Genomic DNA, 12,305 nt, shown 5'->3' with positions numbered 1-12,305 from the left:
CATTCGGTCAGATACGCGTTTAGTAAAATCGAATTAGGGCGCACTTGCTTAGGTAAATTTGGAACGACATTTTTTTGATCCATAGCAATAACCGAGCGTTGGCAAGGATAAAGGCATGGGGCATTTTTTCTATGCTCCATGCTTTTATCAGCGGTTCCGAGGGGGTTGGAAAACTTATGGGCTTTTGAACTCCCGCAGGAACTGGTTCAAGACTAGTTCAATAATTTCACTTGGGTAAAATATGGAAAACCTTCAGAGAGTTCCTCTACTCTTTTGGCAGATTAAGCCCCTTACAAACCTCATTTAATAATTCACTAGGTTCTACATCGATTGCCAAAGCGATCAAATAAAGTTCATCCACGCGAAGTTTGGTTGATTCTTTAGAACTTAATTGACTTAAACGAGATTTACTCAACCCAGTTCTTCTGGCAACCTCCGCCTTATTAATCGATTTCTTAGCTAAGTATAAGCCCAAGTTTGTCATCCAAAATGTAATTATTGATTACATAAATTTAGAAAGTATATACGCATGTATAAAATTATTACACTTTTGTTTTGAATTTGGTTTAATTTTAAATACATTAGTAACGAATTTCTACACCAATGTATTTATTATAGATACGATTAGGTGGGTGGTTTAGAAATATGACAAGGGGTCTTCATTGAGAATCAATAAAAAATGTAGCTATGGGAAAGAAAATAAGTAAACAAGGACAAAACATTAATAATCCAAAATATCGAAAGCATTGGGAGAATCCAGAATCATCCAGAGAATCCAATTTAATTAATGAAGATACTTCCAATATAGCCAGACTAGGATTAGAAGACAATGTTACTTTGGATAAAATAAGCGAATTGGCCAAGGAGCATTTCCATACCTTAAAGCGCTACCCCTCCAAAAAAGAACTCTATACCGTAAACCTTATCACCGATGGCTATTTGGAAACCTCCTTTATGATTTCCAGTTTATTAAAGGTATGCATCACGGCATTGGATGCTGAACGCACCCCAAATAGTGTCGTTCCAGAACCCGAACAGAACATTCGTGAAGTACTCGGGTATGTACTCAATATGATACCCTATGAGGAAATGGAATTCCTTGATAAGATCCGGAATTTACTCCCCGATTTGGAAACCTCAAACCAACCCTAAAAAACAGCCTATGAAAAAGAAAAAATTAAAGACCTTAAAGGAAATTCGTAAACACCACCGTAATCTTATGGGGCTTTTAAAACAAGATCCAGCTAATCCCTTAGGAAATCATAAGGTATTCTTGGAGGTTAAGGACAACAATGATCTGCTGTTGAACATAGCGAGCCTTCTGGAAGTATGTGTATTTGCCTTGGACGGGAACGGAATGCTATTGTCTCCAAACAATCAAAATGCAACCAAACATGACAGCGTTTGCAGGGTATTGGAACTGGTCCTGAATATACTGCCCCATAGTCAAATGGATTTTATGGACTACGTAACCGAAAAGCTGAACGGTTTGGATAATGCCAAAACAAAATCATCTGAATAAATATGAACTATGAAACCGAACGAAGAAAAATTGATCAATAGCTTAAAATATCAGGCACTGGACCACCACCCTACATTAAAGCCCCACTCCTTCTTTAAAAACAAGTTTGAGGTAAGTCTCTTTTATGTAGATAACCATGTAGACCTAGTATTGACCGTCCGAGCCATGCTCTACCTGGCCATAAAGGCAATAGACCCCGAATTATGTGATGAGATCAACGACAGATATGAAAAGGAGTATATCCGTCAAGTTCTGTCTATTGCCAATAGATTATTGCCGCAAGGGGAGGAGGCACTTTTGGACGACCTCAATCTTTATTATAGAGAGGAAAAATTGAGGGAAGGGTTACAATAACAATTGGAAACATGTAATATGAGAGACATAAGTTATTAAAATTGAGGTGTTTAAATATACTTCCTTAGTTCCTCTAGAGGTATTACTTAGTTTAAACTAAGTAATTAGTTATATTTGTTTTGTCAGTACATTCATAGCTCTACATTACAGGTAAACCATAAATGATGATAAACAATCTCTCGTTCATTTTATTCCTTTTATTTATTGGCTATTCAACGAATACTGAATCGCAAATCAACCAAAGAAAGATAGAATACCTAAAAGCTTTCGCCAAAGTTTATGGATATGTAAAATATTTCCATCCCAGTGATGAAGCCTCAACAATAGATTGGAATGCATTTTCTATTTATGGGGCGGAACAAGTAAAAAAATGTAAATCTGATGATGAATTACTGACGGAGCTAAATGCCCTATTTCTCCCAATTGCACCTTCCATTCGGTTTACACAGGACCCCGTTTCATCCAAATACGATCTATTGACCATTACCCCAAAAAACCTGGAGGGCTACCAACCAACATTTTGGCAACATTTTGGAGTAAGTGTTGGAATGCAATCCGATTTTTATCCTTCAAATCCATATAAGAGTGTACGTGTCAATGGATCAATAAAACATGGTCATGCCCATGAGACAAACAAACCTATAATCTCTATAGGCACAACGAAATCTATAGGTCAACCTATTTTTAATTATACCCCAAATTTTGGAGAGTTAATTGAAAAACCAATTACATCTTCCATTTACTGCCAAATTCCCCTGGTACTATATTCTGGAGAAAGGGGGACATTCCCCATTGTTGATTCTTCAAAATTGTCCCATTTAAAAAAGCAGTTGGAGGGAGGTACCAAAGAACCGAGCAACGAATCCCCGAGCGTGAGTTGGGATAGGGATCAAAACATTTATAACTATCCTAACCAAGAGTCCTTTAGATTGGGAAATGTCATCAACGTCTATAATGTATTCCAACATTTTTTCCCATATATGGAAGTCGTAGATGTGGATTGGGACCAAGAATTGGGAAAAGCCTTATCCAAATCTTTAACTGATAAAACAGGTAAGGATCATCTGTTTACTTTGCAAAAATTTATGTCCCGTTTACAGGATGGACATATAAATGTTAACTTTAGAGGAAATACGTCCTCTTATTTCCCTGGTATTACTTGGGAATGGATCGAAGGCAAGCTTGTTATAACCGATGTCCAAGATTCAAAAATCCCCATAGAAAAAGGGAATGTGGTAACGCACATCGATGGAATAACCGTTAAAGATTACTTCAAGGAAGTAAATTCTCGGATTTCTGCTGGCACAACAGGGTACTTGAACCACAGGGCACAATATGCGAGTCTTGGAGGAGAAAAGGGTTCTGAAATGGTAATAACCGTAAATGACAAGAAAATTCCTCTAGTTAGAAATAGTTATACTTTCTCAACCGCTAGACCGACCCCTTTTTTTAAAAAGATAAACGATAGTGTTGTTTATCTGAACATCAATAAAATTTCTATGGATTGCATTAACAGCTTATTACCTGAACTGGAAAAAGCTAAATCGATTATATGTGATTTAAGGTACTACCCTAACAAAAACCATGAGTTTCTATCCCATTTACTTAAGGAAAATGACACCACCACTTCTTGGATGCAGATTCCGAAGATAGTTTATCCCGATCAGGAACATTTAATCGGTTATGGAAATCTCAGTTGGAATTTAACCGCAAAAAAGCCTTATTTAGGAGATAAAAAAATAATATTTATCACCCAAGGTTCGGCAATAAGTTATGCCGAAAGTTACATGGGTTATGTTCAAGGCTATGATCTTGCTACAATAATTGGCCAACCTACGGCAGGAACCAATGGAAACATAAATCCTTTTGAGGTGTCAGGAGGATATCAAATAAGTTGGACCGGTATGAAAGTTGTAAAACACAATGGCTCCCAATTGTTCGGGATCGGCTTTATTCCGGACATCATTGTCCATAAAACGATTAAGGGGATAAAAGAAGAAAGGGACGAATTTCTGGAAAAGGCAATAGAAATTGCTAATTATTAAGTATTTGATCAAGTAGATAGGCGTTTTAAGGACCCACCCTAATAAATCATTACCTTCTATTATTGTTTTGTATAGTACAGCAAAAACGAACATATTCGGAACCAATTATCCAACAAAAACCATTCAAGTTTAAAACCAGTATTAATCTATCCCATCTTTACTTTAATATCAATGTTAAACTTTTTTCAACCCCAAATCTTACCAAAACTTAACTGCGCATGGATCCTAATTCGATTTTATAGTGTTCGGGAAGATAAGCGTAAAATAAAATCGGATTAGGGCGCACAAACTTATGTCATTTTTTTATTTCGAATTTCATCCAAAGTAAATGACCGTGCGCTGGCGAAGATAAAAGCATGGGACATTTTTTCTATGACCCATGTTTTTATGAGCGGTCTTGAGGAGGTTGAAAAACACTAAGGTTTTTCAACTTCCGCAGGGACTGGATTTGTTTTTCCAAATCATCAAATAGTGACTTGCAATAACAATTCTTTTCCAACTTCATCATAAGCATTTCGAAGTTTTCTGGGCCATATCCAATGGTAATCTGGCTTTCAGAAGCCATCACTAGGATATTATTTACAGTAAAAACTCCAATGATTTTGGATCCTTCAAGTTGATTTACAGTAAGAATAGGACATCGTCTTCAATTTGATTTGTAAATAAGAAGCTAAAAACCAACCCTTTACCAACTGTAACACCGCCTTGGCGTGTTACCCTCTTGCTATTCCAAACCTTATACGCTACGCTACCGGTTTTCGAATACTCTTCTTGTACTTTTCCATAGACCCTCAGATTTTGTTTTTCTTTTCACCAGCTACTTTCTCCGACTGGGGCCGTCCAACTTTAACTGGTTGAACATCCTTACGAACCGGTCCGAGATCTGTCTTCCGTAACGGTCTTCTAGTTGGGAATCGTTAAGGTTGGTAGTGATGTGCGTTTTTGTCCCGAGGTCCTCAAAATTTCGGTAACGGTTGAGCAATATCCTGACGAATATATCCTCCTTTCCGTATTGGTAGACATTGTTCGCTACTGTTTCCGATCCCAGGTCATCGAACAAAAAGATTCCCTTGGAATAGTATTTAATGATATCGTCCTTGTTCTTTTCGGCATTGTACTTGTCCACTACCTCCTGGGCGCTGATGGAGGGGAACCAAAGTGGCCGAAGGCCATATTGTTTGCTCATGTTCTGGATGATCTTAAAACTCGATGTCTTTCCGGTGCCGTAGGAACCGAAGACCATCAATCCCTTTCTCAGGGAGATATTTTCCACAAGTTCGAATGCGGGGTCCCGGTTCCAATACCTGCAGAAATGCCCGAGGAAATTTTTGTTGGTCCCGTCCACTTCAAAATCGAGATCCATCCGGGCATAAAATTCCTGTGCCGCCCTATAAAAAACTTTTTTAAAAAGCTCTGGGGCGCATAGCGGTTTTGGTTCCGTTTGCTTTCTCCGAAAATGTTCCGACCATCCCTTTTCCATATCGATTATTCCAATATTGGACTTCTATTTTTATTTCCTTCTTTTAAAAAGGTAAATTCTTTTTTTTCTTGTTTTGTTACTTGTTTAGTATACTTGACACTTTTGTCCATGCTGCCACGACATTTCTGTCCAGGCAGCCCGGACACCATTGTCGGGGCAGAGTCGCCAATTTTGAACCCAAAACGGAGCAGACTTCTCAGATAGCGCTTCCTTCCGTTGAAGGAGGTCTCCTCTATCCAGCCCAGGGATTTCAATTCGGAAATGTACCTGCTGACCTGTCGTTCGGAAATGTGAAGGAAGGAGGCGATATACCTGTTGGACATATAGCATTCCTTCCCATTTTCGGTAAAGCTATGTATCTCCATAAACAGGATCTTCGCGTACCAGTTCGCCTCCTTGTTCAGGTAGATCGATCTGGGTATCCAGATGCCCTGAAAATTTCTTTGCGTTGGTTCCATGCCTCTGGACATCCGTTTACCTCCTGTTCTTCAACAGGGACTCGTTGAAACGGTGCTCCAGGGTCTCATCGGAAAGGTCGGGCTCTCCCAGGAGCCAGGCGTCGATAGTATCCTTATCGAAGAATTTTTGTCTGATATGGGGATTGTTGCCCATAGGGATAAGCTTCTGTTGGGTAAGCTTGTAGATCTTGCTCTTGGAAAGGCCCGTGTATTGTGCCAGGTCCTCCACATTGAGCGTTTTTTTGTTGTGGGCCAATAGACCCTTGATCTCTGTAAGTAGTGTTACCACATCCTGTTGATTTTCCATTATCGTATTTTTAGGTTTTTGAAGAATGTGCAACCGGCCGATCGCTCTTTTGTACGGGACAAACATATGGCAACAGATATGCACATGTCAATACGATAATCGGGTTTTGGAAAGGATTTTGCTATAATTATGCTTTGCCGAGCATTTGTTTTACCAATTTGCGCTGGTTCTTGGAGTTTGTCTTTTCCTGATCGGTCTTCCATGAGGAAAAACTGGACTTTAGGGTATTAGGATTGATCGGTTCCCCGTTCATCAGAAACGAATTTTGCAGAAATTGGAAGAATTCCTGTTTCCGTTCCCCTGTAATCTCGGTAACTCCTCCCACTATGATCTCATCGAACAGTACAAATAGAATGCGGTGGTTTGCGGATTCACCGCTTTTGTTGCCCATGGTAAAATTGATCTTATTGTTGACATTCTTACCTGAGAGAATACGTACAAGCTCTTTTCTCCCATCAGGATCAAGGTCTAAAAGGTGGAATCTCATCCTTGACCTTTTCAACCGTTCCAATGTAAATCCATGTCCGTCCTTGGCCATATGGGATTCGGACTCATAGAAAACGGCCACCCAAAGTATGGCCATGACCAGGGCCAATAATAGTCCGAGATATACGGGATAATGGTCGATAAGCGACCTAAAATTGATGACGGCCGAAACAAGAAGTATGAATAGGATATATACGAAAACTAGGAAAAGAATCAAGTTCCTCCTATTGCCACCGATCCGATCGTTCAGAAAATCATTGGTGGCGGTCCGTACCTTGGCAAGTGCCCTACCGGCATTTTGGATGAATTTTTCCATTGAGATCCAAACTTCCTACCAATAAATATAAACAAAAGTGAAGAAATGGAACGGAAAAAAAATGTTGTCCCTATGTTGTCCCCATGAAAAGAAAAAGGCCTCACGATTTCTCGTAAGGCCTATTCTAATTAAGCTCCCCCTCTTGGGCTCGAACCAAGGACCCTCTGATTAACAGTCAGATGCTCTAACCAGCTGAGCTAAGGAGGAGTGTAAATATTTTCTATTTCTCTTAAAGAACGTTTCCCCTAACCTCCCGATAGCTATCAGGATGAGCTAAGGAGGAGTGTATTTTTATCGCCTAAGCGGGTGCAAATATAAATGTTTTTTCAAATACGCCAAACAAAATTTGACTGTTTTGCAACTAAATTTTAAAAATATTTATTTCCCCTATAAAAACTTCTTGATGATATTCCAAATATCGTTTCCGAATACCACTGCCATTAGCCCCATAAGTATAACAAAACCAATAATTTGACCTGTTTCCAACACCTTTTCACTAGGCTTCCTTCCAGAAATTATCTCGTACAATAAAAACATTACATGGCCCCCGTCCAAAGCAGGTATAGGAAGAATATTTAAAAAGGCCAACCACACCGAGAACATGGCCATAAAATTCCAAAAGAAGGTCCAATTCCAAGTTTCCGGCATTAATTCCACAATTCCAATAGGGCCTTTAACCTGTTTGTAGGCGCCTGTTTTGGTATTGAAGATTACCTTAAACTGTCGTATCTGATCTGTCAATACCTGAATGGTACGTTTATAACCTGCCGGGATGGCTTCAAGTAAACTATAATTATCGGTAACCCTAATATCGGTAATATCCAACTCTATCCCTATTTTGGCTTCATCGGGAACTGTCAATTCCAAATGTTCGGTAGTACCGTTCCTCAAAACGCTGATATCCAATTCTTGATTGGCAGAGCTCTGTATTTTCGCTACCAATTCATCCCAAAACTCTGCAGACTCCCCATTTACCCCTATAATTTCATCTCCTGCCAAAAGGCCTGCCTTTTCGGCTACCGAATTGGGAACCACATTAGCGATAATCGCTTTTTTTCTGTAATCCAAGAAATTCTTACCCTGGGTAGCAAAAACGGTCTCCTTTCCTTCATCTGATAAGGGAACGGTAATTTCACGACCATCCCTTTTAACCGTTACCTCATCCCCAAGAATGATATCCAAAACGGCCTCGTTAAATTTTCTGGTCTTCTTATCATCCACCATCAAAATTTGATCCCCGGTCTTCAACCCCAACTGTTCGCCAATGGAATCCACCAGAATACCATATTTTAAATTATCGGACGGAATATAGGTGTCACCATTACTTGCCAACATTGTAGTATAGATCACCCAAGCCAACAAAAAGTTTACAATAACCCCACCTGTCATAATAATAAGTCGTTGCCAAGCCGGCTTGGAACGAAATTCCCATGGCTGTGGCTCCTGCTTCAATTGCTCGGTGTCCATACTCTCATCGATCATTCCGGCTATCTTTACATAACCACCCAATGGCAACCAACCAATGCCGTACTCAGTATCCCCTATTTTTTTCTTGAACAAGGAAAACTTGACGTCAAAAAACAAATAGAACTTTTCTACTTTGGTCTTAAAATATTTTGCGGGAAAAAAATGGCCCATTTCATGAAGGATCACCAAAATGGATATGATGAGTACAAACTGTACAATCTGTATTGCTAACGTCATTAAGTATTTTTTTAAACTTTAAAAACGCACAAAAGTACATTATTACGTGGTCTTAAAAAAAAAACTATTCCCCCCATAGGTCTTTTTAAGAAAGATTTAGTAGCGATCCCCGTTTAGTTACTTGAAATATATAACCGTCTACCTTACCTTTACAAAAAAAAATGCGTTCTTTTTTTGCCCAATTTAAATTCCTCGGCCTTGTACTTCTGATTGTTTCGGCGGTAATCATTTCCCTTTTTTACAATGCCTTGCAACCTAAAGAAATTTTGCCCGTCTACCAACCTGCCATGGTGAATTTTGAATTGGTGGACAGCACCCTACAGCACGTAAAAAAATATCACACCATTGCCGATTTTGCATTGACAAATCAGAACGGAAAACTGGTGACCCAAAAAGACTACGAGAACAAAATTTATATTGCCGATTTCTTCTTTACCACCTGCCCCACTATTTGCCCCATAATGACAAAAAATATGGCCGGCATTCAGGATAAAATTTTGAACGATGAAAACGTCATGTTGCTTTCACATTCCGTTACCCCGGACATTGACTCCGTTCCCCAACTAAAAAAATACGCTTTGGAAAAAGGTGTCAAAGACAGTAAATGGAACTTGGTTACCGGAGACAAGCAACAAATCTATGAACTGGCCAGAAAATCCTATATTGCCGTTAAGACCGATGGCGATGGCGGCCCATACGATATGATCCATACCGAAAACTTTATTCTGGTAGATAAGGAACGAAGGATCAGGGGGTTCTATGACGGCACTGACTCCGAAGAAATGGAGAAGCTGTTGAGCGATCTTGAAATATTGAAATCTTCCTATACGGACCAATAATATAGGCACTGCCAGGACATACAAAATATTAAATAATAACGGAGGGTCCAATTTGCCGATTCATCAAAACGTATTTGTCCTAACCAAAACTTGGGCATCGTTTCTTCAAACAAAAGCAGACCCCCTTTTAATACCGTTAACTTTTTATGGTTTTAGCTGTTTACTTCATCTTTTTCTTTTATTTTTGTGCTTAATTAAAATCAATCTAAATAAAAATTGATTACAACGGTAGCACATTTAAGGCGAGGGCAAAAGGGAATCATCAAAGAATTTACCGATGGAATTCTTCCCATTAAACTATTGGAACTGGGTTGTTTGCCGGGCAATGAAATAGAACTGGTACAGGTAGCCCCCCTTAAAGATCCTATCTACATTAACGTTAACGGTACCCATATCGCCATTAGGCGTTCCATGGCCGCCCTAATAGAATTAGAAATTATTGAAGATTCCCCACTATGAGCAAACAGATCAAGGTTGCGCTTATAGGCAATCCCAATACCGGTAAAACTTCGGTCTTTAACCAACTTACAGGATTAAAACAAAAAGTAGGGAACTACCCCGGGATTACCGTTGAAAAAAAAGAAGGGGTCTGTAAATTGCCCAGGGGCGTAAAGGCCCATATTCTGGATTTACCAGGAACCTATAGCCTTAATACCACTTCCTTGGACGAGAGTGTGGTGGTAGAACTTTTGCTCAACAAAAACGACAAGGATTTTCCGGATGTTGCCGTCGTCATAAGCGATGTTGAAAACCTTAAAAGAAATCTTCTTCTCTTTACACAGATCAAGGATCTTAAAATTCCGGTGATCTTGGTCATCAATATGGCAGATCGTATGTCCAGGACGGGAATCTCATTGGACATTGAATTGTTGGAAGAAAAACTGGATACCAAAATTGCCTTGGTAAGTACCAGAAAAGGTACGGGTATAGAACGGATCAAGGAATTGATCGCCGATTATAAAAATCTATCCATTACCCCCAATGTAGACACTACGGTAATTGCGCCCGAGTATTTTGAAAAACTTAAGGCCACTTTCCCCAAAGAAGATCTTTACAAACTATGGCTGGTAATTACACAGGATGTCAATTTTATGCCCATAGAAAAGAATCCGATTACCATTGCCGCTTCCTTTGCCACCAAATCCAAATCCGAATTAAAGCGACTTCAGCAAAAGGAAACCATACTTAGGTATCAATTTATAAATGGCATCCTAAAACAGGCCTACAAGGTAGATATTAATGCTGCCAAGGGACTCAGAGCTACCCTGGACAAGGTGTTGACCCATAAAATATTCGGATACCTTATCTTTTTTGTCATCCTGCTGACTATTTTTCAAGCCATATACGACTGGAGCAGTTATCCAATGGATTTTATTGATGAATCCTTTGCCTCTGCCAGTGAATGGGTCAAGGATACTTTGCCACCCGGAGTATTTACCAATTTGATAGCGGAAGGAATTCTCGCGGGCATAGGAGGAATCGTAATTTTTATTCCCCAAATAGCATTTTTATTCCTTTTCATTGCCCTCTTGGAAGAATCTGGCTATATGAGCCGGGTTGTTTTTTTAATGGATAAATTAATGCGTCCCTTTGGTTTAAGCGGCAAAAGTGTAGTGCCCTTAATTTCTGGAACGGCCTGTGCAATTCCTGCCATCATGGCCACAAGGACCATTGAAAATTGGAAGGAGCGACTTATAACCATTTTGGTTACCCCCTTTACCACTTGTTCTGCCCGTTTACCGGTTTATTTGATCATTATTGCCCTGGTAATCCCGGAAGGAAGATTTTTGGGCCTAAGCTATCAGGCACTGACCTTAATGCTCCTTTATCTTATGGGGTTTGGGGCAGCAATACTTTCCGCCATGATCTTGAACAAAATCATGAAGATCAAGAGCAAGACCTTTTTTGTCATGGAAATGCCCAATTACAAGTTACCACTCGTCAAGAATGTGGTGTACACGGTTTGGGAAAAGACTAAAAGTTTTGTACTGGGTGCCGGTAAAATTATATTGGCCATCTCCATAATACTATGGTTTTTGGGCTCCAATGGCTTTTCCGATGATTTTGAAAATGCAGAGAACATCGTTACTGAACAGATACAAAATCAAGGATTTTCAGATTTCAACAAATCCAATATAGAAAGCACAATGGCCAGTTATAAATTGGCATTACAGGATAATATTAACAATAAAGTATATAGCTTGGACCAAGCAGCCATAAGCGACTCGCTAAAAACCAAGGAAATGGCTCTAAACGAAAAGGCCACGAACCAGGAAATTGCAAGCTACAAACTGGAAAATTCCTATATGGGATATATGGGGAAGGCCATAGAACCCGTTGTACGCCCCTTGGGATATGATTGGAAAATTGGTATAGCAGTACTTACTTCCTTCGCCGCAAGAGAGGTTTTTGTAGGTACCTTGGCTACTATATATAGTGTGGGCAGCGATGAAGAGGACACCATAAAGAACAGAATGGCTGCCGAAATGGATCCCAAAACAAAAAAACCATTATTTAATCTGGCCTCGGGGATATCCTTATTGCTTTTCTATGCCTTTGCCATGCAATGTATGAGTACATTGGCCATAGTAAAAAGGGAGACCAACACTTGGAAATGGCCTGCTGCACAGCTAGTTTTTATGAGTCTTTTTGCGTATATTGTAGCATTGATAGCCTACCAGATCATAAAGTAACTGTCGGGACACCGGGAAGGTTATTTTGAAAGAAAAATACTAGGGCCTATAGGTCCAATTCCTAATAGGAAGGAGTTAAACTTTTATCTGTTAAACACCCA

13 protein-coding genes and 1 tRNA gene are annotated in these 12,305 nt (G+C 39.5%); 7 read left to right on the top strand and 7 right to left on the bottom strand.

From position 1 onward, the window contains the following. Window positions 1–265: 265 nt before the first annotated feature. Window positions 266–484, bottom strand: coding sequence for a helix-turn-helix domain-containing protein (locus U735_RS0100230; protein WP_031441897.1), 219 nt, complete (start codon window positions 482–484; stop codon window positions 266–268). A gap of 203 nt (window positions 485–687) precedes the next feature. On the opposite strand from U735_RS0100230, the gene U735_RS0100225 reads away from it, so the two are divergent. From U735_RS0100225 to U735_RS0100210, 4 genes are all read left to right on the top strand, one after another. Continuing rightward, entirely contained in the window at window positions 688–1,152 is a 465-nt protein-coding gene (locus tag U735_RS0100225) for a hypothetical protein (protein ID WP_031441896.1), read from the top strand. 10 nt (window positions 1,153–1,162) lie between these two features. Then, window positions 1,163–1,522 (top strand): hypothetical protein, encoded by a 360-nt coding sequence (locus tag U735_RS0100220; RefSeq protein ID WP_031441895.1) that lies wholly within the window; start codon window positions 1,163–1,165, stop codon window positions 1,520–1,522. Window positions 1,523–1,531: 9 nt separating this feature from the next. Continuing rightward, a complete protein-coding gene (locus tag U735_RS0100215) occupies window positions 1,532–1,876 on the top strand; it encodes a hypothetical protein (protein WP_031441894.1) in 345 nt (114 codons plus the stop codon). Between the two features lie 161 nt (window positions 1,877–2,037). After that, the gene (locus tag U735_RS0100210; RefSeq protein WP_084681046.1) at window positions 2,038–3,921 is read left to right on the top strand and encodes a S41 family peptidase; all 1,884 of its coding nucleotides are present in this window, start codon (window positions 2,038–2,040) and stop codon (window positions 3,919–3,921) included. 817 nt (window positions 3,922–4,738) lie between these two features. Here the strand turns inward: U735_RS0100210 and U735_RS24815 are convergent. The 6 genes from U735_RS24815 to rseP all read right to left on the bottom strand — a co-directional run bounded on the left by U735_RS24815 (window position 4,739) and on the right by rseP (window position 8,672). Next, window positions 4,739–5,401 (bottom strand): P-loop NTPase family protein, encoded by a 663-nt coding sequence (locus U735_RS24815; protein WP_031441891.1) that lies wholly within the window; start codon window positions 5,399–5,401, stop codon window positions 4,739–4,741. 5 nt (window positions 5,402–5,406) lie between these two features. After that, on the bottom strand, window positions 5,407–5,859 hold the full coding sequence (locus U735_RS24810) for a helix-turn-helix domain-containing protein (RefSeq protein WP_198036605.1): 453 nt from the start codon (window positions 5,857–5,859) through the stop codon (window positions 5,407–5,409). Between the two features lie 16 nt (window positions 5,860–5,875). Continuing rightward, window positions 5,876–6,166 carry a helix-turn-helix transcriptional regulator gene (locus U735_RS24805; protein WP_198036604.1) on the bottom strand — a complete coding sequence of 97 codons (291 nt, stop codon included), beginning with the start codon at window positions 6,164–6,166 and terminating at the stop codon, window positions 5,876–5,878. A 127-nt stretch (window positions 6,167–6,293) separates the two neighbouring features. After that, a complete protein-coding gene (locus tag U735_RS0100185) occupies window positions 6,294–6,968 on the bottom strand; it encodes a hypothetical protein (RefSeq protein ID WP_031441888.1) in 675 nt (224 codons plus the stop codon). A gap of 133 nt (window positions 6,969–7,101) precedes the next feature. After that, window positions 7,102–7,175, bottom strand: a tRNA-Asn gene (locus U735_RS0100180). Between the two features lie 180 nt (window positions 7,176–7,355). Continuing rightward, window positions 7,356–8,672 carry an RIP metalloprotease RseP gene (gene rseP, locus U735_RS0100175; RefSeq protein ID WP_031441887.1) on the bottom strand — a complete coding sequence of 439 codons (1,317 nt, stop codon included), beginning with the start codon at window positions 8,670–8,672 and terminating at the stop codon, window positions 7,356–7,358. Between the two features lie 161 nt (window positions 8,673–8,833). Between rseP and U735_RS0100170 the strand changes: the two genes are divergently transcribed. The 3 genes from U735_RS0100170 (at window position 8,834) to feoB (ending at window position 12,204) form a co-directional block, all read left to right on the top strand. Then, on the top strand, window positions 8,834–9,511 hold the full coding sequence (locus U735_RS0100170; RefSeq protein ID WP_031441886.1) for an SCO family protein: 678 nt from the start codon (window positions 8,834–8,836) through the stop codon (window positions 9,509–9,511). Window positions 9,512–9,727: 216 nt separating this feature from the next. Continuing rightward, complete coding sequence (locus tag U735_RS0100165; protein ID WP_031441885.1) at window positions 9,728–9,970, top strand: FeoA family protein; 243 nt, start codon at window positions 9,728–9,730, stop codon at window positions 9,968–9,970. Then, on the top strand, window positions 9,967–12,204 hold the full coding sequence (feoB, locus tag U735_RS0100160) for a ferrous iron transport protein B (protein WP_031441884.1): 2,238 nt from the start codon (window positions 9,967–9,969) through the stop codon (window positions 12,202–12,204). Before U735_RS0100165 ends, feoB begins: the two co-directional genes overlap by 4 nt. The last annotated feature ends 101 nt before the right edge of the window (window positions 12,205–12,305 follow it).

It is taken from the genome of Arenibacter algicola (assembly GCF_000733925.1).
Taxonomy (GTDB): Bacteria; Bacteroidota; Bacteroidia; order Flavobacteriales; family Flavobacteriaceae; genus Arenibacter; species Arenibacter algicola.
This window is presented reverse-complemented; position numbering and strand designations above follow the sequence as displayed.